The sequence below is a fragment of the Ramlibacter sp. genome (assembly GCF_035627355.1).
Taxonomy (GTDB): Bacteria; Pseudomonadota; Gammaproteobacteria; order Burkholderiales; family Burkholderiaceae_C; genus Ramlibacter.
On record NZ_DASPLW010000016.1, the window covers coordinates 76,883 to 95,548 of the forward strand.

Annotated in this window: 21 protein-coding genes; 6 read left to right on the forward strand and 15 right to left on the reverse strand. The window is 70.3% G+C overall.

What is annotated here, in order from left to right; translation table 11 throughout:
• Position 1: 1 nt before the first annotated feature.
• Positions 2–2,002, reverse strand: coding sequence for an ATP-dependent zinc metalloprotease FtsH (gene ftsH / locus VEC03_RS06035; protein ID WP_324913543.1), 2,001 nt, complete (start codon positions 2,000–2,002; stop codon positions 2–4).
• A gap of 344 nt (positions 2,003–2,346) precedes the next feature.
• Between ftsH and VEC03_RS06040 the strand changes: the two genes are divergently transcribed.
• Complete coding sequence (locus VEC03_RS06040) at positions 2,347–2,688, forward strand: hypothetical protein (RefSeq protein ID WP_324913545.1); 342 nt, start codon at positions 2,347–2,349, stop codon at positions 2,686–2,688.
• Positions 2,689–2,719: 31 nt separating this feature from the next.
• Here VEC03_RS06040 and VEC03_RS06045 read toward each other — a convergent pair whose 3' ends face one another.
• From VEC03_RS06045 to guaB, 8 genes are all read right to left on the reverse strand, one after another.
• Positions 2,720–3,631: an LD-carboxypeptidase gene (locus tag VEC03_RS06045; RefSeq protein WP_324913547.1), complete on the reverse strand. Its 912-nt coding sequence runs from the start codon at positions 3,629–3,631 to the stop codon at positions 2,720–2,722.
• Positions 3,631–5,028: a tRNA adenosine(34) deaminase TadA gene (gene tadA, locus VEC03_RS06050; protein WP_324913548.1), complete on the reverse strand. Its 1,398-nt coding sequence runs from the start codon at positions 5,026–5,028 to the stop codon at positions 3,631–3,633. The genes VEC03_RS06045 and tadA overlap by 1 nt, the downstream gene beginning before the upstream one ends.
• Entirely contained in the window at positions 5,025–5,249 is a 225-nt protein-coding gene (locus tag VEC03_RS06055; RefSeq protein WP_324913550.1) for a hypothetical protein, read from the reverse strand. The genes tadA and VEC03_RS06055 overlap by 4 nt, the downstream gene beginning before the upstream one ends.
• Positions 5,249–5,869, reverse strand: a complete 621-nt coding sequence (locus VEC03_RS06060; protein WP_324913552.1) for an FMN-binding negative transcriptional regulator — start codon at positions 5,867–5,869, stop codon at positions 5,249–5,251. The genes VEC03_RS06055 and VEC03_RS06060 overlap by 1 nt, the downstream gene beginning before the upstream one ends.
• An 18-nt stretch (positions 5,870–5,887) precedes the next feature.
• A complete protein-coding gene (gene guaA / locus VEC03_RS06065; protein WP_324913554.1) occupies positions 5,888–7,501 on the reverse strand; it encodes a glutamine-hydrolyzing GMP synthase in 1,614 nt (537 codons plus the stop codon).
• A gap of 43 nt (positions 7,502–7,544) precedes the next feature.
• Positions 7,545–7,961, reverse strand: a complete 417-nt coding sequence (locus tag VEC03_RS06070; protein WP_324913556.1) for a type II toxin-antitoxin system VapC family toxin — start codon at positions 7,959–7,961, stop codon at positions 7,545–7,547.
• On the reverse strand, positions 7,948–8,259 hold the full coding sequence (locus VEC03_RS06075) for a type II toxin-antitoxin system Phd/YefM family antitoxin (RefSeq protein ID WP_324913558.1): 312 nt from the start codon (positions 8,257–8,259) through the stop codon (positions 7,948–7,950). The genes VEC03_RS06070 and VEC03_RS06075 overlap by 14 nt, the downstream gene beginning before the upstream one ends.
• A 101-nt stretch (positions 8,260–8,360) precedes the next feature.
• Positions 8,361–9,830 (reverse strand): IMP dehydrogenase, encoded by a 1,470-nt coding sequence (gene guaB / locus VEC03_RS06080; RefSeq protein WP_324913560.1) that lies wholly within the window; start codon positions 9,828–9,830, stop codon positions 8,361–8,363.
• Between the two features lie 139 nt (positions 9,831–9,969).
• On the opposite strand from guaB, the gene VEC03_RS06085 reads away from it, so the two are divergent.
• On the forward strand, positions 9,970–10,482 hold the full coding sequence (locus VEC03_RS06085; RefSeq protein WP_324913562.1) for a DUF4124 domain-containing protein: 513 nt from the start codon (positions 9,970–9,972) through the stop codon (positions 10,480–10,482).
• Here the strand turns inward: VEC03_RS06085 and VEC03_RS06090 are convergent.
• Together VEC03_RS06090 and VEC03_RS06095 are read right to left on the reverse strand one after the other, a co-directional pair.
• Entirely contained in the window at positions 10,479–10,793 is a 315-nt protein-coding gene (locus tag VEC03_RS06090; protein ID WP_324913564.1) for an RnfH family protein, read from the reverse strand. The two genes, VEC03_RS06085 and VEC03_RS06090, sit on opposite strands and share 4 nt — an antisense overlap.
• Positions 10,794–10,797: 4 nt before the next feature.
• The gene (locus VEC03_RS06095) at positions 10,798–11,238 is read right to left on the reverse strand and encodes a type II toxin-antitoxin system RatA family toxin (RefSeq protein ID WP_324913566.1); all 441 of its coding nucleotides are present in this window, start codon (positions 11,236–11,238) and stop codon (positions 10,798–10,800) included.
• 60 nt (positions 11,239–11,298) lie between these two features.
• Between VEC03_RS06095 and smpB the strand changes: the two genes are divergently transcribed.
• The 4 genes from smpB to VEC03_RS06115 all read left to right on the forward strand — a co-directional run bounded on the left by smpB (position 11,299) and on the right by VEC03_RS06115 (position 13,705).
• The gene (gene smpB / locus VEC03_RS06100; protein ID WP_324913568.1) at positions 11,299–11,772 is read left to right on the forward strand and encodes an SsrA-binding protein SmpB; all 474 of its coding nucleotides are present in this window, start codon (positions 11,299–11,301) and stop codon (positions 11,770–11,772) included.
• A 78-nt stretch (positions 11,773–11,850) separates the two neighbouring features.
• Positions 11,851–12,249, forward strand: coding sequence for a hypothetical protein (locus VEC03_RS06105; protein WP_324913570.1), 399 nt, complete (start codon positions 11,851–11,853; stop codon positions 12,247–12,249).
• 108 nt (positions 12,250–12,357) lie between these two features.
• On the forward strand, positions 12,358–12,882 hold the full coding sequence (locus VEC03_RS06110; protein ID WP_324913572.1) for a sigma-70 family RNA polymerase sigma factor: 525 nt from the start codon (positions 12,358–12,360) through the stop codon (positions 12,880–12,882).
• A gap of 7 nt (positions 12,883–12,889) precedes the next feature.
• The gene (locus tag VEC03_RS06115) at positions 12,890–13,705 is read left to right on the forward strand and encodes an anti-sigma factor (RefSeq protein WP_324913574.1); all 816 of its coding nucleotides are present in this window, start codon (positions 12,890–12,892) and stop codon (positions 13,703–13,705) included.
• Positions 13,706–13,717: 12 nt separating this feature from the next.
• Here VEC03_RS06115 and VEC03_RS06120 read toward each other — a convergent pair whose 3' ends face one another.
• The 4 genes from VEC03_RS06120 to truB all read right to left on the reverse strand — a co-directional run bounded on the left by VEC03_RS06120 (position 13,718) and on the right by truB (position 18,664).
• The gene (locus VEC03_RS06120; RefSeq protein ID WP_414708463.1) at positions 13,718–14,776 is read right to left on the reverse strand and encodes an enoyl-CoA hydratase/isomerase family protein; all 1,059 of its coding nucleotides are present in this window, start codon (positions 14,774–14,776) and stop codon (positions 13,718–13,720) included.
• Positions 14,773–15,645: a DMT family transporter gene (locus VEC03_RS06125; protein WP_324913578.1), complete on the reverse strand. Its 873-nt coding sequence runs from the start codon at positions 15,643–15,645 to the stop codon at positions 14,773–14,775. Before VEC03_RS06125 ends, VEC03_RS06120 begins: the two co-directional genes overlap by 4 nt.
• A 101-nt stretch (positions 15,646–15,746) precedes the next feature.
• Positions 15,747–17,579 (reverse strand): translational GTPase TypA, encoded by a 1,833-nt coding sequence (gene typA, locus VEC03_RS06130; RefSeq protein ID WP_324913580.1) that lies wholly within the window; start codon positions 17,577–17,579, stop codon positions 15,747–15,749.
• Complete coding sequence (gene truB, locus VEC03_RS06135) at positions 17,576–18,664, reverse strand: tRNA pseudouridine(55) synthase TruB (RefSeq protein ID WP_324913583.1); 1,089 nt, start codon at positions 18,662–18,664, stop codon at positions 17,576–17,578. Before truB ends, typA begins: the two co-directional genes overlap by 4 nt.
• Between the last annotated feature and the right edge of the window lie 2 nt (positions 18,665–18,666).

The following is an 18,666-nucleotide window of genomic DNA, read 5'->3' on the forward strand; positions in this document are numbered from 1 at the left end:
TTCAGGCGGGCAGCGGCCGGCCCGGCAGCTCCGGCGCCGGCGGCAGGCCGGTCACCTGCAGGATCTCCTGCTCGCCGACCGTCTCGCGCTCCAGCAGCGCCTTGACCAGCGCGTCCAGCGCCGGGCGGTGCTCGCGCAGCAGGCGCTTGGCCTGCTCGTGGCACTCGTTGATGATGCGGCTGACCTCGGCGTCGACCAGGCGCGCGGTCGCCTCGCTGAAGGGCTTGTCGCCCGCGAAGTCCGTCGGCCCGCCGAGGTAGGGGTTCTGGCGCGGCGCCAACTGCACCATGCCGACGGCATCGCTCATGCCCCAGCGCGTGACCATGCCGCGCGCAACCTGCGTGGCCTGCTCGATGTCGTTCTCGGCGCCGGTGGTGCGGGTGCCGTAGACCACCTCCTCGGCCGCCCGCCCGCCCAGCATGCCGACGATGCGGGCGCGCAGGTAGGCCTCCGGGTAGTTGTAGCGGTCGGTCGCGGGCCGCTGGTAGGTCACGCCCAGGGCCTGGCCGCGCGGCACGATGCTGACGCGGTGCACCGGGTCCGCGCCCGGCATCACCAGGCCCAGGATGGCGTGGCCGCTCTCGTGGTAGGCGATGCGCTCGCGGTCCTCGGGGCCTAGCAGCAGCGGCCGCTCGGGGCCCAGCACGATCTTCTCCAGCGCGTCCAGGAAGTCCTTGTGGCGGACCTCCTGCTCGTCGCGCCGGGCCGCCAGCAGCGCCGCCTCGTTGGCCAGGTTCTTCAGGTCGGCCCCCGAGAACCCCGGCGTGGCCGACGCGAGTTCGGACAGGTGCACGTCCGGCGCCAGCGGCACCTTGCGCGTGTGGACCTTGAGGATCGCCTCGCGGCCGACCTTGTCGGGCAGGTTCACCACCACGCGGCGGTCGAAGCGCCCCGGGCGCAGCAGGGCTCGGTCCAGCACGTCGGGCTGGTTGGTGGCGGCCAGCACGATGATGCCCTCGCGGCCGGTGAAGCCGTCCATCTCGGTCAGGATCTGCTGCAGGGTCTGCTCCTGCTCGCTGGCGCCGCCGATCGCCATCGGGCCGCGGGCCCGGCCGATGGCGTCGATCTCGTCGATGAAGATGATGGCCGGCGCATGTTCGCGCGCCTGCTTGAACAGGTCGCGCACGCGGGCGGCGCCCACGCCGACGATCATCTCCACGAATTCGGCCGCGCTCATGGAGAAGAACGGCACGCCCGCTTCGCCGGCCACCGCCTTGGCCAGCAGCGTCTTGCCGGTGCCGGGCGAACCCACCAGCAGCACGCCCTTGGGCGCCGTGCCGCCCAGCCGCGTGTACTTGTCCGGCGACTTCAGGAAGTCCACCACTTCGACCAGTTCGTTCTCGGCCTCGTCGATGCCGGCCACGTCGTCGAAGGTCACGCGCTGGGCGCCTTCGACGTCGTAGCGCCGCGCCTTGCTTCGGCCTATGCCCATCAGCCCGCCCATGCCGCCCAGGCCGCCGCCCTGGGCGGCACGGCGGTACAGCCAGACGTAGAAGGCGATGATCAGGATGGCCGGCCCGAACCCGAACAACAGCGTGGCCCAGGCGCTGCCCTCGCGGATCGGCACGGCGCTGATCTCCACGCCGTGCTCGATCAGGAACTGCTCCAGTCCGGGATCGACAAAGGCCGGCAATTCGGTGGTGAAGACCTCCGAGGTCTGGGGCTGGACCTGCTGCCAGCGCCGCGGTGCCGGTGCCCGGTTCTCCTGGCCACCTGCGGCCCCGGCGGCCGTGGGCCAGGTGACCGGCGCGGCGAAGCGGCCCTCGATGCTGGTGCCGCGGCTGTAGATCACTTCCACGTTGCGCTTGCCGGCCTCCGCCTTGAAGACGGTGTACGGCACCGACATCGGCTCGCCGGCACCGGGGAACAGCAGTCGCACCAGGAGGTAGTTGCCCAGCACGATGGCGAGGAAGACCAGCCACGACTTGCGCGGCGGAATCTGCGGGGTCTGGCCAGGGGTCCCGCCCGTGGGAGGGCGACCCGGGGAGGGCCTTCCGTTCATGCCGCCTCGCGCGCGACGCACCGCAGGCGGCGGTCGGCCGTGCGGGCGGGCGGCTGCGGAAGGGAGGATGGCGTCATCGGCACTCGCGATCTGGCCGGTTCACTCTATCAAAGCACCCTCGATCCAGGGGGCCGGCCGGCGATGCATCGAAGGTGCGCGCGGTGGGCGAATTGCTGAAATGCGGCGCACTGAAACATCTGAACATGCCGGTTCACGCTTGGTAACCAACACATGCGAGACCTTGTAGCGTTTGCGCATAAAGCCCAGCGGTTCCACGCTTGTGCGACGGGACGATGGCTCGTACCTTTGGGCCCGCCTGATCGGCACAGCATCAAGAAGGACCCATGCGCTGGTTCAAACCCAACCTCCGCAACAGCCTGTATGGCCTGCTCGGGCATCCGCAGCCCCCGAGTCCCTCCACCCTCGACAACCGGCTCGAGGACATCCGCGACGCCATGCTCGAACTGATCGGCGAGTCGGCCTCCAAGGAGTTCCCGCAACTCACGCGGCGCATCCGCTATGCCGGCGAGATCCAGGGACTGTGGTACCTGCGGGGCGAGTTGATGGCGGCCCTCGCCGAGCGCCACGGCGAGACCGTCGCGCGCCAGCAGGTCGAGCGCATCACCAGCCTGTTCAAGGGCATGTTGCCGCCGGGCCTGGCGCGGCGGCGTTCATTCGCAGGCTAGTCGCCGACCAGCGGCCCAGGCCGGGCGGGCCTCAGTGCCTGTGCCCCCACAGCAGGAAGGCATCGCGGCCTTCCACTGCCAGGTGCACCTCGGCACCGACCGGCAGCGCCACCTTGGTGGGCACGTGGCCGAACGGCAGGCCGGTGAACACCGGCGCCCGCACCTGCGTCCGCAGCCACTCGATCACGGTCTTGAGCTTGAAGCCGCGATCGTGCGGCGCCGGCTTGTAGTTGGTGAACTGGCCGAAGACGATGGCCTTCTGCTCGCCCAGCACGCCGGCATAGAGCAGCTGCGTCAGCATGCGTTCCACGCGGTACGGGTGCTCGTGCACGTCCTCGATGAACAGGATGCCGCCCTTGATGCGCGGCAGCCAGCGGGTGCCGGCCAGGGTGGCCAGGATGGCGAGGTTGCCGCCCCAGAGCAAGCCGTGCACCGGGCGCATGGTGTCCACCCGCTCGGACGCGGGCAGCTGCCAGCCGGCGCCCTCGCCCTGGCCGCTGGCCAGGTCCTCGAAGCAGGCCAGCATGATGTCGTCGGGCCCGCCCTGCGGACCGAAGTCCTCGCCGACCGCCGGCCCCGCCCAGGTCACCGCGCCGGTCTCGGCCAGGAGCGCGCACTGCAACGCCGTGAAGTCGCTCAAGCCGACCCAGCGCATGCCCTGGCGCACCGACCTGGCCATGGCCTTGTACGGCAACCGCGGCAGCAGCCGGGTCAGGCCGTAGCCGCCGCGCGTGATCAGCGCGATGTCGGCGCCGCTGGCCGCAGCGCGGCCGATGGCGGCCAGGCGCGTGTCGTCGTCGCCGGCGAAGCGCATGTGGACGGTGAACAGGTCGGGATCCAGCTCGACCTCGTGGCCGGCCGCCTTCAGCCGGGCGATGCCGCGCCGGACGGCGGCCTTGTCGCGCACTGCGCTCGACGGGGAATAGACGTAGATGTGGCTCATCAGGCGTGGAAGTATCCCACCGCCTGCCGCGCCACCGCCTCGCCGTGCTCCTGGACGAAGTGGCCGCCCTGCTCCACCAGCATGGGCTCGGGGCAGCCGCGGATCTGCCGGCGCAGCGCCTGCATCACCGGCGCGCCGAGCACGGGATCCTGCACGCCGACCGCCATGAAGCTGCGGCCCTGCCACGCGTCACGCCAGAAGTCGCGGGCGCGCCGCGAGACCTCGGCGCCGTCCGAGCCGGTTGACTCCGGCACCATGGGCGGGAAGGCGCGCAGCGCGGCGCGGTGGCCGCGGTCCGGGAACGGCGCGTCGTAGGCGGCGCACTCCGGCGGCGTGAGGTGCGGGTTGCCGCGAGCGAACAGCCGGCCGACACCGAATTCCGGGTTCTTCGCGCACATCTCGCGCCAGGCGAGGAAGCCGGGGCTGAGCGGCTCGTCGCCGGTGGCCAGCGTCGTGTTCATCGCCAGCAGGCCTCGGTAGCGCCCGGGCGCCTCCATGGGCAGCGTCAGGCCGAGCAGGCCGCCCCAGTCCTGCACCACCAGCACGACGTCATGCAGGTCCAGCCGCTCGACGAATTCCAGCAGCACCTGGCGGTGCCAGGCGAAGGTGTGGAAGCCGTCCTTCTTGGGCTTGTCGCTCTTGCCGAAGCCGACCAGGTCGGGTGCCACCACGCGGTCGCCGGCAGCGAGGAACACCGGGATCATGCGGCGGTACAGGTAGCTCCACGACGGGTTGCCATGCAGGCACAGCCAGGTGATGGGCGCCTCGCGCGGGCCTTCGTCGAGGTAGTGCATGCGCAGGCCGGCCAGCGCCGGCAGGTCGCTGAGGTAGTTCGGCGCCCAGGGGTAATCCGGCAGGCCGGCGAAGCGCTCCTCGGGCGTGCGAAGCGCGTCGTCGCGCAGCGGCTGGTTGTTCATGCGGCTCTCCTGTCGTCGCTGGAGGAAGAAACCGGACAGCAGCCGGCCGCAGTCATCGGCCAGCACGCCGCCCTGCACCTGCGTGTGGTGGTTCAGTCGCGGCTGGGCGAACAGGTCCAGCACCGAGCCGGCAGCGCCGGTCTTGGGGTCGGTGGCGCCGTACACCACCCGGGCCAGGCGCGCGTGCATCATCGCGCCGCTGCACATGGCACAGGGCTCCAGCGTCACGAACAGTTCGCAGCCGTCGAGACGGTAGTTGCCGAGGGCCCGCGCCGCCTCGCGCAAGGCTCGGATCTCGGCATGCGCCGTAGGGTCGTGCTGCGTGACCGGCGCGTTGTGGCCGCGGCCGACGATGGTGTCGCCATGCACCACCACGGCGCCCACCGGCACCTCGCCCGCCGCCTGCGCCAGCCGCCCCTGCGCGAGCGCCTCGCGCATGCAGGCCTCGTCGCGCGCCGGACCGGCAGGCGGCAGCTTCACTGGGCTTCGTCGGGCATGGGGCGCCGCTGCTGCATGGCGCCCTGCACCGCCTGCTCGAACTGCTGCAGCTGCTGCTTCGGCGTTCCCGCGGGCACGGCCACGCCGGCGGGCGCGTCCACCGACGTCGCCGGCGCCACCCCGGAGGACAGCTGCTTCTTCGCCAGCACGCCGACGACGGCCACCACGAGCAGCAGGCCCAGGAGGCTGAAGACCGCCCGCATCACGCACCTCCCAGTCCGAGCCGCTGCATCCAGCGCGCGAGCTCGCGTTCGTCCTCGTTGCCGGCGGCGTAGATCTCGCGCATGCGGGCGTGCGCCTCGGGCCGGTGCTGGTTGACCTTGAGCTTGCAGGCCCACTGCAGCACCTCCAGCTCGAAGGCTGCGATGCCGGCCAGCATCTTCTGCGCGAAGGCCTCGCCCAGGCTTTGCCACTGCGCCACGTAGTCCGGCTCGTGGTCGGCGATCAGCTTCTTCAGCAGGGCGTCCTTGGCGGGCGCGTCCTCCAGCAGCCGCGCCTGCACGCGGCAGTGCACCGCGAGGTAGTTCCAGCTCGGCACGCGCTGCAGGTCCGGATAGACCTTGGGCGACTGGTAGGCGTGCGGACCCACGAAGGTGACCAGCGCCTGGGGCCGCGCCTGCAGGTGGCGCCAGTGCGGATTCGGCTTCGCCACGTGCCCCAGCAGCACGAAGCGGCCTTCCCGCTCCTCCAGGTGCAGCGGCAAATGGGTGACGAAGGGAAAGCCGGCGTCGTCGTTCGAGATGAGGCTCGCGAACGGGTTCGCGCGCATCAGTTCCGCGGCGACGGCGGGGTCGTCGGACTTGAACTGCGGAGGCTGGTACATGGGCGGATTATGTCCGCCTCACTCCCACTCGATGGTCGCCGGCGGTTTGCTGGAGACGTCGTAGGTCACGCGGTTGATGCCGCGCACCTCGTTGATGATGCGGCCCGACACTTTCTTGAGCAGCGCATAGGGCAGCTCGGCCCAGTCGGCCGTCATGAAGTCGCTGGTCTGCACCGCGCGCAGCGCCACCACGTAGTCGTAGGTGCGGCCGTCGCCCATCACGCCCACGCTCTTGACCGGCAGGAACACGGTGAAGGCCTGGCTGGTGAGGTCGTACCAGGTCTTGCCCGTGGCCTCGTCGCGGAAGTTGCGCAGTTCCTCGATGAAGATGGCGTCGGCGCGGCGCAGCAGGTCGGCGTACTCCTTCTTCACCTCGCCCAGGATGCGCACGCCCAGGCCCGGGCCGGGGAACGGGTGCCGGTACACCATCTCCGGCGGCAGGCCCAGCGCCACGCCCAGCTCCCGCACCTCGTCCTTGAACAGGTCGCGCAACGGCTCCAGCAGCTTGAGCCCCAGCTGCTCGGGCAGGCCGCCGACGTTGTGGTGGCTCTTGATCGTGACGGCCTTCTTGCTCTTGGCGCCGCCCGACTCGATCACGTCCGGGTAGATCGTGCCCTGCGCCAGCCAGGCGACATGGCGGGCATGCGATTCCTTGATCTTGGCGGCCTCGGCCTTGAACACGTCGACGAACAGGCCGCCGATGATCTTGCGCTTCTGCTCCGGGTCGCCCACGCCGGCCAGCTTGCCCAGGAACAGCTCGCTCGCGTCCACCCGCACGACCTTGGCGTGCAGCTTGCCGGCGAACATGTCCATCACCATGTCGCCCTCGTCCAGCCGCAGCAGGCCGTGGTCCACGAACACGCAGGTGAGCTGGTCGCCGATGGCGCGGTGGATCAGCGCCGCGGCCACCGAGGAATCGACGCCGCCGGACAGGCCGAGGATCACCTCCTCGTCGCCGACCTGGCGACGGATCGCCTCCACCGCCTCGGCGATGTGGTCGCGCATCACCCAGTCGGGCCGGGCCTGGCAGATGCCCAGCACGAAGCGCTCCAGGATCGCCCGGCCCTGCACCGTGTGCGTGACCTCGGGGTGGAACTGCAGCGCATAGAAGCGGCGCGCCTCGTCGGCCATGCCAGCGATCGGGCAGCTGTCGGTGGACGCCATCAGCTTGAAGCCGGGCGGCATCTCGGCGACCTTGTCGCCGTGGCTCATCCAGACGTTGAGCATGCCGTGGCCTTCCGGCGTGGTGAAGTCGGCGATGTCGCGCAGCAGCTCGGTATGCCCGCGCGCACGCACCGCAGCGAACCCGAACTCGCGCTTGTGCCCGCCCTCGACCTTGCCGCCGAGCTGGTGGGCCATGGTCTGCATGCCGTAGCAGATGCCCAGCACCGGCACGCCCAGCTCGAACACCGCCTGCGGCGCCTTGTCGGTGCTCTCCTCGTAGACGCTGGCGTGGCTGCCCGAGAGGATCACCCCCTTCAGCCGGCCATCGGCCGCGTACTGCCGCACCCACTCGTCGCCGACGTCGCAGGGGTGGACTTCCGAGTAGACATGGGCCTCGCGCACGCGCCGGGCGATCAGCTGCGTGACCTGGGAGCCGAAATCGAGGATGAGGATCTTGTCGTGTTGCATGTCGGTTCTCCACGGCCGAAGGCGCTTCGGCCGGTGTTTCGCTTCAGGTGAGGTCCGTGATCACGGGGTGGTCCAGCTTCAGGCAGGCTTGCCGCAGGGCCCGGTCCATGGTGACCAGGGGCGCCCGCAGGTCCACCGCCACCTTCAGGTAGGCGGCGTCGTAGGTCGTCAGCCCGAGCGCCTGCGACCAGTCCCAGAACTCGAGCGGCGACAGGCGCACGGGCGCCAGCGCCACCGGCAGCCGGCTGAGCAGCCGCAGCACGTGCTGGTGGACGGATGGCGTGAATCGCCCGCGCGCCAGCGCCTTGCCGGCCGCGTGCAGGGCTTCGATGGGGAAGATGGCCGCGCTGGTGGCGCTCTCCTCTTCCGCCATCACCCGGATCAGGGCCTGGGACACCGTGTCGCCCTGCTCGTCCGGGAAGGCCCAGCTGGCGAAGGCCGACGCATCAACGACCAGCATCGGGGGCCTTCGGATCGTCGACCCAGGCAGCGCCGCGCGCGTCGCGCTCGCGCTTGTGCTCGTCCCAGAGTTGCTCGAAGGTGGGCTTGCCGGCGCCGACCTTGGCCCTCAAGGCCTGCAGCTCGGCATGGATCGCCTGCCGGCGCGCCTCGATGCTGGGCTGCTCGGTCTCCGGCTCCCGGATCAGGCGGATGACCCGCTTGCCGTGCCGGGTCAGCACCACTTCCTCGCCCTGCTCGACGGCACGGATCAGTTCCGAGAGCTGGCTCTTGGCCTGGTGGATGGGGACGGTCTGCATGGTTCTGGTCCGTTCGGATTCGAATCGGCCCATATTTTAGCCGACCTCAAGCAAAAATGGCCAGAATATTCTGGCCATTTTGATTTCGCGAACGACGGAACTCAGTCGGCCCGGTAGTTAGGCGCTTCCTTGGTGATCTGCACGTCGTGCACGTGGCTCTCGCGCATGCCCGCCGAGGTGATCTCCACGAATTCGGCTTTGCTGCGCATCTCGTCGATGGTGGCGCAGCCGCAGTAGCCCATGGCGGCGCGGATGCCGCCGGCCAGCTGGTAGACGATGGACACCAGCGAGCCCTTGTAGGGCACCCGCCCCTCGATGCCCTCGGGCACCAGCTTGTCGGCGTTCGGGTTGCCGGTGGTGGCTTCCTGGAAATAGCGGTCGGCGCTGCCCTGCTGCATGGCACCGATGGAGCCCATGCCGCGGTAGCTCTTGTAGCTGCGGCCCTGGAACAGCACGATCTCGCCCGGCGCCTCCTCGGTGCCGGCGAACATGCCGCCCATCATCACCGTGTTGGCGCCGGCGGCGATGGCCTTGGCGATGTCGCCCGAGTAGCGGATGCCGCCGTCGGCGATCAGCGGCACGCCGCTGCCGGCCAGCGCGGTCGCGACGTTGTCGATGGCGGTGATCTGCGGCACCCCGACACCGGCCACGATCCGCGTGGTGCAGATCGAACCGGGGCCTATGCCCACCTTCACCGCGTCGGCGCCGGCCTCGAGCAGCGCGCGGGCCGCGCCGCCGGTGGCGATGTTGCCGCCGATCACGTCGACGTCCGGGTAGTTCTGCTTGACCCAGCGCACCCGCTCGATCACGCCCTTGCTGTGGCCGTGGGCGGTGTCGACCACGACCACGTCCACGCCGGCCTTGACCAGCGCCTCCACGCGTTCCTCGGTGCCCTCGCCCACGCCGACGGCGGCGCCCACGCGCAGGCGGCCCGACGCATCGCGCGCGGCGTTCGGGAAGCTGGTCTGCTTGGTGATGTCCTTCACCGTGATCAGGCCCTTGAGCTCGAAGGCCTCGTTGACCACCAGCAGCCGCTCCAGCTTGTGCTTGTTCAGCAGCGCCTTGGCCTCGGCCGGGCTGGTGCCTTCCGGCACCGTGATCAGCCGCTCGCGCGGGGTCATGATCTTCTTGACCGGCACGTCGTAGCGGGTCTCGAAGCGCAGGTCGCGACCGGTCACGATGCCGACCACCTTGCCGCCATCCACCACCGGGAAGGCCGAGAAGCCCACCTGTTCGGACAGGCCGAGCACCTGCAGCACGGTGTGCTCCGGGGTGATGACCACCGGCTCGCGCACCACGCCCGACTCGTAGCGCTTGACGCGCAGCACCTCGGCGGCCTGCTGCTGCGGCGTGAGGTTCTTGTGGACGATGCCGATGCCGCCCTCCTGCGCCATCGCGATCGCCAGGCGCGCTTCCGTGACCGTGTCCATGGCGGCGGACACGAGCGGAAGGTTCAGGGAGATGTTGCGCGAGAGCCGGGTGGCGAGGGAAGTGTCCTTGGGCAGGACCTGGGAGAACGCAGGGACCAGCAACACATCGTCGAAGGTCAGCGCTTTGCCGAGAAGGCGCATTTCAGGGCTCCAAAAAAAGGATTGTATCCATGCCCCTCGGTACTAACCCCAGTGGCCGCGGCGACGGCGGGACGTGCGGCGCCTGCGGGCCGCTGCATGGCCTTGGGCACGGTTGGGGTGCGCCGCTACACTGCCCGCCATGATTGCCCTTCGCGCCCTCGCCCTCGCCTGCATCTGCATCGTGCCGCTGGCCGCCAGCGCGCAATGGCAATGGATCGACAAGGGCGGCCGCCGCGTGTTCAGCGACCAGGCGCCGCCGCCGGACGTGCCGGAGAAGAACATCCTGCGCCGGCCCGGCGAGCGGGCGCGCCCGGCCGCCCTCGCGCCCCAGGCGACGGCTTCGGAGCCGGCGGCCAAGACCGTGGCTGCGACCGCACCGACGATCAGCGGCAAGGACAAGGCGCTGGAAGAGAAGAAGAAGCAGGCCGAGGCCGCCGAGGCCGAGAAGAAGAAGGCGCAGGCCGAAGCCATCGCCAAGGCGCAGGCGGAGAACTGCGGCCGCGCCAAGCAGGCCAAGGCCCAGTACGACTCGGGCCAGCGCATCGCCCGCATGAACGACAAGGGCGAGCGCGAAATCATGGACGACGACCAGCGGGCCGCCGAGGTCAAGCGCCTGCAGGACGTGATCGCGCGCGACTGCAAGCCGGCCTAGTAGCCCGGCTTGGCGCCCGGCCGGCGCTGCGCGAACAGGCCGGCTGCGCGGCTGCCCTGTCGCTGGAAGCGCTCGCGGCGGGCCAGCTTGGGATCCACGCGCAGCGGCCGCGCGATCTCCACCCGGTCCCGATCGCGAAGCAGCTGCGTCGGCTCGGCCTTCCGGCCCCAGACCCCCACCGCTTCGCCCTCGGCAAGCTCGAGCCCGCAGGCGCGAAGCGCATCGGCCACGGTGGCTCCTTTAGCCAGTTGCAGCACCTGTTCGCGCACTTCGCGAGGCGCCGGCGAGTGCATCACGGTCACGCGCAGCATGGGGTCAGCCGTAGACGTGCTCGGCGCGCTTGACGAAGGCATCGACCAGGTTGGCCGCAATGCGGTCGAACACCGGCCCCACCACGGCGGCCAGCGCGCCGCTCTGGAAACCGTAGTTCAGGTCCAGTTCGACCTTGCAGGCGCGCGTGTCCTCGTTGCCCACGGGCAGGAAGTTCCAGCGCCCGTCCAGGTTGGAGAACGGCCCCTCGACCAGCTTCATGCCGACCTGGCGGCCCGGCACGTGTTCGTTGCGGGTGGTGAAGCTCTGGCGGATGCCGGCGAACGCGATGCCGATCTCGGCCTTCATGCCGGTGGGGTCCTCCTCCAGCACCTGGGCCCGGTCGCACCAGGGCAGGAACTTGGGGTACTGCTCCACGTCGGTGACCAGGCTGAACATCTCCTGCGCGCTGTACCAGATGAGCACGGAGCGATGGACGGATTTCATACGAGAATCAAGGACTTCGCGGGATTGTAGATACGCCCTGCGGTCCCCACCTGTCAGCCCATGGCCACCAAGCACGACGGCAGCGCGCGCATCGCCGAGAACAAGAAAGCCGCATTCAACTACTTCTTCGAGGAGCGCTTCGAGGCCGGCATGGTGCTGGAAGGCTGGGAGGTCAAGGCGCTGCGCGAGGGCAAGGTTCAGCTCACCGACGGCTACGTCGTCATCCGCGACGGCGAGCTGTTCCTCATCGGCTGCCTGATCAACCCGCTGCGCACCGCGTCCACCCACGTCAATCCGGAAGCGGCGCGCACGCGCAAGCTGCTGATGAAGAAGGACCAGATCCGCCGCCTGATCGGCAAGGTCGAGCAGAAGGGCTACACCCTGGTGCCGGTCAACCTGCACTGGAAAGGCGGCCGCGTGAAGTGCGAGGTGGCGCTGGCCAAGGGCAAGGCCGAACACGACAAGCGCGACACCATCCGCGAGCGCGAAGGCAAGCGCGAGGTCGAGCGCGCCATGAAGTCGCGGCATCGCTAGGGTTTGCCCCGATCGGGGCGCCGGAATAAACCGCGTCGCGGCGGCGTTCATCGCGTCAGGTACACCCTGGAGAAACCCATGACCCTGACCCGCCTCCCTGTCGCCCTGTCCGCCCTGGTCCTCGCGGCCGGCCTCGCCGGCTGCTCCTCCATGTCCATGGGCGGCGACGCCGCACCGGCGCGCGTCGCCGATGGCGTGCTGGTCGGCGCCAACGGCATGACCCTCTACACCTTCGACCGCGACCCGGCGGGCGCCGGCAAGTCGGTCTGCAACGGCCCCTGCGCCACCAACTGGCCGCCGCTGCGTGCCGAGTCCGGCGCCAGCAACTCCGGCAACTGGACCGTCGTCACCCGGGACGACGGCAGCAAGCAATGGGCCTACAAGGGCAAGCCGGTCTACTACTGGATCAAGGACACCAAGGCCGGCGACCGTACCGGCGATGGCGTCAACAACGTGTGGCGCCTGGCGCGTCCCTGAGGTGGCACGCGTTCTGCTCGGCGCGGCGCACGAAGCCGACGACCTGCGCCGCCACGGGCCGGACGCGCCGCTTTCGCGGCCGGCCCCGTTGCGCTAGCCTGCACGGCCATGCAGTCCGGCGAACTCGAGGCGCAGATCCCGCAGCTGCGACGCTACGCGCGCTCGCTGACGGGGGATGCCTGGGCCGCCGACGACCTGGTGCAGGACACGCTGGAGCGGGCCTGCGACCGCTGGCAGCTGTGGAAGGCCGGCAGCGACCTGCGCGCCTGGCTGTTCACGGTGATGCACAACCTGTTCGTCGACTCGGCGCGGCGGGCGCTGCGGCAGGCCGGCCAGCGGGTGGACCTCGAGGATGCGGCGCCCGAGCTGGTGGCTCCCGCCGGGGCCACCGAGCAGGTGCTGGACCTGCAGCGCTGCCTGCAGCGGCTGCCGGAGGAGCAAAGGGAGGTGCTGTTGCTGGTCACCCTGCAGGACCTGAGCTACGAAGAGGTGGCGCGCGTCACCGGGACGCCGGTCGGCACCGTGATGTCGCGCCTGTCGCGCGCGCGCAGCCGCTTGCGCGAGCTGATGGAAGGCGCGCCCGCCGCCTCCGCGGCAGCGCCGGCCGTGCTGCCGTTCAAGCGCATGAAGTGAACTTGCCATGAAACAGGACACCCCGCCGATCGACGAAGCCAGCCTGCACGCGCTGGTCGACGGACGCCTGTCCGCGCAGGAGCAGGCCGAGCTGCAGCGACGGCTGGCGCAGGACCCGGAAGCGGCCCGCACGGTGCAGGCCTGGCAGGCCCAGCGCGACGCGCTGCGTGCGCTGCACGCCGACGTGCTGCACGAGCCGGTGCCGCCGGCGCTGGCCCAGGCCGCCCGCCAGGTCGGCAACGAGGGCCGCCGCATCGACAGCTGGCAGCGCTGGGGCGGCATGGCCGCCTCGGTCGCGCTGGCCTTCGTGGCGGGCTGGCTGGCCCACCTGCAGTGGGGCGGCAGCGGCGGCGAGTTGCTGGCGCGCGGCGCCCGCCCGCTGAACGACTTCGGCCGCCAGGCGGTCGTGGCCCACGTGGTCTATTCACCCGAGGTGCGCCACCCGGTGGAGGTGCCCGCCGCGCAGCAGGAGCACCTGGTGCAGTGGCTATCCAAGCGTCTGGGACGCACGCTGAAGGTGCCCGACCTGTCCGCGCAGGGCTACGAGCTGGTGGGCGGCCGCCTGCTGCCCGGCGAACAGGGTGCGCGAGCGCAGTTCATGTACCAGAACGCGAGCGCCGAGCGCATCACGCTCTATGTTGGCGCCATCGACGCCGGCAAGGGCGGCAAGGCCGCCGCGAACGAGACCGCCTTCCGCTTCACCCACGAGGATGGGACGGCCAGCTTCTACTGGGTCGACCGGGGCTTCGGGTACGCGCTGGCCGGCCGGCTGGATCGCTCGCAGCTGCTGCCGCTGGCCGAAAGCGTCTATCGGCAGCTCTGAGGCCCGCTGGCCTCAGTCCAGCCCGCGCAGCGGGTGCGCATGGGCGGGCCAGGGGCTGCTGAAGAAGGGCTCGACCATCTCCGGCGTGACGTCCTCGACGCGCGCCGGGTTCCAGCGCGGCGCATGGTCCTTGTCGACCGCCAGGGCGCGCACGCCCTCCACCGTCTCGCTGGCGCCCGGGCGCAGGTGGAAGCAGTGGCGCACCAGGTCGCGCTCCATCCGCAGGTCGTCGGCCAGGCCCATGCCGCGCGCGCGCCGCACCTGCTCCAGCACCACGTGCAGCATCAGGGGCGAACGCTTGCGCAGCACGCCGGCCGTGTGGCGGGCCCACTCGGAGCCGTCCGCCTCCAGCGCCGCCACGATCTCGCGCACGCTCCCCAGGGCAAAAACGCGATCGATCTCGACGCGCCGGCTCGCCAACGCCGAGCCTTCCACCCGCTGCGGTGTCGGCACCGCGGCCGCGCCCTCGGTGGCGAGCTGGTCCCACAAGGCCGGCAGGTCGGCCGAGGGCAGGACGACGTCCGCCAGCCGGGCGTCCACCGCGTCGGCCGCGGCTATCACCTCGCCCGTCAGCGCCAGGTACTCGCCCAGGTGCCCGGGGCAGCGCGAGAGGAAGTAGCCGCCGCCCACGTCGGGGAACAGCCCGATGTTGGTCTCGGGCATGGCCATCCTGGTGCGCTCCGTGACGATGCGGCAGCGGGCCCCCTGCGAGATGCCCATGCCGCCGCCCATCACGATGCCGTCCATGAAGGCGACGTAGGGCTTGGGGTAGTGGTGGACCAGGTGGTTGAGCGTGTATTCCTCGGTGAAGAAGTCCTCCAGCTCCGGGTTGCCGGCCAGCGCGGCGGCGTGGAAGAAGCGGATGTCGCCGCCGGCGCAGAAGGCGCCGAACGGCCCTTCCTTGCCCGTGCCGCGGATGGTCACCACCTCCACCTGCGGATCGTCGCGCCAGGCCAGCAGCGTGGCGGTCAACTCGCGGATCATGGCCAGCGACAGCGCATTCAGCGCCCGCGGGCGGTCCAGCGTGATGCGGCCGGCCTTGCCGGCGACCTCGGTCCGTACTTCGTTCATGCGACTTGCTTCCATCCCATCAGTTCGTTCATCACCAGGGCGCCGATCACCAGCGCACCGCCCGCCAGCACGGTCCCGGTGGGCGCCTCGCCCGCGCCGACCCAGGCCAGCAGGATGCCGAAGATCACCTCCAGCAGCGCCAGCAGCGAAATCTCGGGCGCCTTGAGCACCCGCGCACAGGCCACCACCAATGCGCACGGAATGGCCAGCTGCACCAACCCCAGCAGCGCCAGCCAGCCGATGTCCAGGCGCGAGGCCTCGAATGGCAGGGCCAGCGGCAGCGTGTAGATCGTGGACAGCACGGCCCCGACCAGCACCGCCGGCACCATGTCCACCTCGTGGCCCTGCGAGTGCGAGCGCTGGTTGAGCGTCCAGTTGACCGCGGCGGCGACCGGCACGCACAGGGCCACCAGCGTACCGGCCAGGTGCCCGTTCGAGATCTGGGCGCCGTACATCCAGGCGATGCCGGCCCCGGCGACCGCGATGGCGAGCCAGGTGCGCCCCGGGATGCGGTGGCCGATGAGCGCTCGCGCGACCAGCGCGGTCAGGAAGGGCCCGACCGACATCGTCACCAGCACGTTGGCCACGCTGGTCAGGGTGAGGGCCACCATGAAGGCAGTGAACATCACGCTCCAGCACAGCCCCGACAGCCACAGCGGCGGGCCGCCGGCGCGGATCTTGGCGAACACGCCGCGCCCGTGGACGACGGGCAGGATGACCAGCAGCGACAGCGCGGTGAAGAAGCTGCGCCAGAAGGTGATCTCGAAGCTGCGCGCGTGCTCCAGGTGCCGGGTGACCACCCCGGCGATGGACCACATCAGGGTGGCGGCGACCATCAGGAAGACGGCGCGGGAGTGGGAGAGGTTCATTGTTGTTATGGGCAATGCCGGGCGCGCCGATATTGTCGTCGCTCCGACGCGCCATTACCCCCTGCCTGGTCATCCTCCCCGAAGGGGGAGGACCCCGGCGCCTACGCCGCCTCGCGCATCGCCCGCTTGCGCTCGTGCTCCTTCAGGAAGCGCTTGCGCAGACGGATCGACTTGGGCGTGATCTCCACCAGTTCGTCGTCCTCGATGAACTCGACGCCGTACTCCAGCGTCAGCTCGATCGGCGGCGTGATCTTGATGGCGTCTTCCTTGCCCGAGACGCGGAAGTTGGTCAGCTGCTTGGTGCGGGTGGCGTTCACCACCAGGTCGTTGTCGCGGCTGTGCACGCCCACGATCATGCCCTCGTACACCGGGTCGTTCGCGCGCACGAACATGCGGCCGCGATCGTCCAGCTTGCCCAGCGCGTAGGTGAAGATCTCGCCGTCGTCCATGGAGATCAGCACGCCGTTCTTGCGCCCGCCGATCTCGCCCTTGTACGGCTCGTAGCGGTCGAAGATGTTGGAGATCAGGCCCGAGCCGCGCGTCAGGTTGAGGAATTCGTTGGTGAACCCGATCAGGCCGCGCGCGGGGATGCGGTACTCCAGCCGCACCCGGCCGCGGCCGTCCGGCTCCATGTTCACCAGCTCGCCCTTGCGCTCGCCCAGCGCCTGCATCACGCCGCCCTGGTGCTGGTCCTCGATGTCGACGGTCACCAGCTCGATCGGTTCGCAGCGCTCCCCGTCGACCTCCTTGAACACGACACGCGGCTTGGACACCGCCAGTTCGTAGCCCTCCCGGCGCATGTTCTCCAGCAGGATGGTCAGGTGCAGCTCGCCCCGGCCGGACACCTCGAACACGCCCTCCTCGTCCGTCTCCCTCACCTTCAGCGCGACGTTGGATTGCAGCTCCTTCTGCAGCCGGTCCCAGATCTGGCGGCTGGTCACGTACTTGCCCTCGCGGCCAGCCAGCGGGCTGGTGTTGACGCAGAAGTTCATGGTCAGGGTCGGCTCGTCGACCTTGAGCATGGGCAGCGGCTGCGGGTCGGCCGGGTCGGTCAGCGTCACGCCGATGCCGATGTCGGCGATGCCGTTGACCAGCACGATGTCGCCCGGGCCGGCCTCGGTCACCTGCACGCGGTCAAGCCCCTGGAAGGTCAGCACCTGGTTGACGCGGCCCTTGAAGGACTTGCCGTCCGGCCCCTCCATCACCAGCACGTCCGTCGCCGGGCGCAGCGTGCCGGCGTTGACGCGACCCACGCCGATGCGGCCGACGAAGGTCGAGAAGTCCAGCGCGGAGATCTGCAGCTGCAGCGGCGCGGCCGGTTCGCCCGCGTGCGCCGGCACGTGCTGCAGGATGGTGTCGAACAGGGCCGACATGTCCGGGCCCCACTGCTCGCCGAACGCACCCTCCTCCAGCGAGCTCCAGCCATTGATGCCGGAGGCATAGACCACCGGGAAGTCCAGTTGCTCGTCGGTGGCGCCCAGCTTGTCGAACAGGTCGAAGGCGGCGTTGATCACCTTGTCCGGCGCGGCGCCGGGCTTGTCGACCTTGTTGACCACCACGATGGGCCGCAGGCCCAGGGCCAGGGCCTTCTTGGTCACGAAGCGCGTCTGCGGCATCGGGCCTTCCTGGGCGTCGATCAGCAGCAGCACGCCGTCGACCATGGACAGCGCGCGCTCGACCTCGCCGCCGAAGTCCGCGTGGCCGGGGGTGTCGACGATGTTGATGTGGGTGCCCTTCCAGCTGACCGCGCAGTTCTTGGCCAGGATGGTGATGCCGCGCTCGCGCTCGATGGCGTTGTTGTCCATCACGGTGTCGACCACCTTCTCGTGCTCGGCGAAGGTGCCCGACTGGCGCAGCAGCTGGTCGACCATGGTGGTCTTGCCGTGGTCGACGTGGGCGATGATGGCGATGTTGCGGATCTGCTTGGTGCTCATGGTTCGATGGCGTGCCCGCGGGCGCGCAGGATGTGCTGGATTTCGATGGGGCTCAGCAGACGCCCCGGGATCAGTTCGCCGGCCTTGATGTGGGCGGTGCCGAGGAGGACTTCTTCACTCCTGGCCACGGCGGGCCCTTCTTGGCTCCTCCCCCCTCCGGGGGGAGGTTGGGAGGGGGGCACGCGCTGCGGTAGTTCATGCCGCCCTGCCTGCCCCCACCCCGACCCTCCCCCAGAGGGGGAGGGAGAGAACACGGCCACATGGGCCGCATCGGGCCACGTCCCACGCCGGCGCAGGCCGGACAGAAAGCGACCCGCATCGTCCGAGCCGAGCGTGACGCGCACATGGCCGTCCAGCAGCGCCTCGGGCGGCAGCAGTGCGGCGTCGCGCGCGGCCTCGTCCATGGCGGCGAAGTCGTCCAGCGTGACGCATTGCGACACGTCGAACGGGCCGGTCGCGATCCGCCGCAGCAGCGACAGGTGCGCGCCGCAGCCCAGCGCCTCGCCGATGTCCTCGCCCAGCGTGCGGATGTAGGTGCCCTTGCTGACCCGGGCGGTGAAGCGGATCGCGGCACGGCCGGCGTCCTCCACCAGGGCCAGCCGCAGCTCGTGCACGACGATGTCGCGCGCCGCGCGCTCGACCTCCTGGCCGGCGCGCGCGTACTCGTACAGGGCCTTGCCGTCCTTCTTCAGTGCGCTGTGCATGGGCGGCACCTGGCGGATCGGCCCGGTGAACTGGCGCTCGACCTCGGCCAGCCGCTGCGGCGTGATCGCCGGCACCGGGCACTCGGCCATCACCTCGCCCTCGGCGTCGCCGGTCGTGGTCTTCACGCCCAGCACGGCCACGGCTTCATAGGCCTTGTCCGCGTCCAGGTGGACCTGGCTGAACTTGGTGGCGGCGCCGAAACACAGCGGCAGCACGCCGGTGGCCAACGGGTCCAGCGTGCCGGTGTGGCCCGCCTTCTCGGCCCGCAGCAGCCACTTGCATTTCTGCAGCGCGTCGTTGCTCGACAGGCCCTTGGGCTTGTCCAGCAGCAGCACCCCGTGCACGGGGCGCCTCACGACCCGTGCCCGTGGTGCGCCCATGC

Coding starts and splice junctions, on each gene's coding strand:
- ftsH (WP_324913543.1), bottom strand. CDS start 2,002: ATGAACGGAAGGCCCTCCCCGGGTCGCCCTCCCACGGGCGGGACCCCT.
- VEC03_RS06040 (WP_324913545.1), top strand. CDS start 2,347: ATGCGCTGGTTCAAACCCAACCTCCGCAACAGCCTGTATGGCCTGCTC.
- VEC03_RS06045 (WP_324913547.1), bottom strand. CDS start 3,631: ATGAGCCACATCTACGTCTATTCCCCGTCGAGCGCAGTGCGCGACAAG.
- VEC03_RS06055 (WP_324913550.1), bottom strand. CDS start 5,249: ATGCGGGCGGTCTTCAGCCTCCTGGGCCTGCTGCTCGTGGTGGCCGTC.
- VEC03_RS06060 (WP_324913552.1), bottom strand. CDS start 5,869: ATGTACCAGCCTCCGCAGTTCAAGTCCGACGACCCCGCCGTCGCCGCG.
- guaA (WP_324913554.1), bottom strand. CDS start 7,501: ATGCAACACGACAAGATCCTCATCCTCGATTTCGGCTCCCAGGTCACG.
- VEC03_RS06070 (WP_324913556.1), bottom strand. CDS start 7,961: ATGCTGGTCGTTGATGCGTCGGCCTTCGCCAGCTGGGCCTTCCCGGAC.
- VEC03_RS06075 (WP_324913558.1), bottom strand. CDS start 8,259: ATGCAGACCGTCCCCATCCACCAGGCCAAGAGCCAGCTCTCGGAACTG.
- guaB (WP_324913560.1), bottom strand. CDS start 9,830: ATGCGCCTTCTCGGCAAAGCGCTGACCTTCGACGATGTGTTGCTGGTC.
- VEC03_RS06085 (WP_324913562.1), top strand. CDS start 9,970: ATGATTGCCCTTCGCGCCCTCGCCCTCGCCTGCATCTGCATCGTGCCG.
- VEC03_RS06090 (WP_324913564.1), bottom strand. CDS start 10,793: ATGCTGCGCGTGACCGTGATGCACTCGCCGGCGCCTCGCGAAGTGCGC.
- VEC03_RS06095 (WP_324913566.1), bottom strand. CDS start 11,238: ATGAAATCCGTCCATCGCTCCGTGCTCATCTGGTACAGCGCGCAGGAG.
- smpB (WP_324913568.1), top strand. CDS start 11,299: ATGGCCACCAAGCACGACGGCAGCGCGCGCATCGCCGAGAACAAGAAA.
- VEC03_RS06105 (WP_324913570.1), top strand. CDS start 11,851: ATGACCCTGACCCGCCTCCCTGTCGCCCTGTCCGCCCTGGTCCTCGCG.
- VEC03_RS06110 (WP_324913572.1), top strand. CDS start 12,358: ATGCAGTCCGGCGAACTCGAGGCGCAGATCCCGCAGCTGCGACGCTAC.
- VEC03_RS06115 (WP_324913574.1), top strand. CDS start 12,890: ATGAAACAGGACACCCCGCCGATCGACGAAGCCAGCCTGCACGCGCTG.
- VEC03_RS06120 (WP_414708463.1), bottom strand. CDS start 14,776: ATGAACGAAGTACGGACCGAGGTCGCCGGCAAGGCCGGCCGCATCACG.
- VEC03_RS06125 (WP_324913578.1), bottom strand. CDS start 15,645: ATGAACCTCTCCCACTCCCGCGCCGTCTTCCTGATGGTCGCCGCCACC.
- typA (WP_324913580.1), bottom strand. CDS start 17,579: ATGAGCACCAAGCAGATCCGCAACATCGCCATCATCGCCCACGTCGAC.
- truB (WP_324913583.1), bottom strand. CDS start 18,664: ATGGGCGCACCACGGGCACGGGTCGTGAGGCGCCCCGTGCACGGGGTG.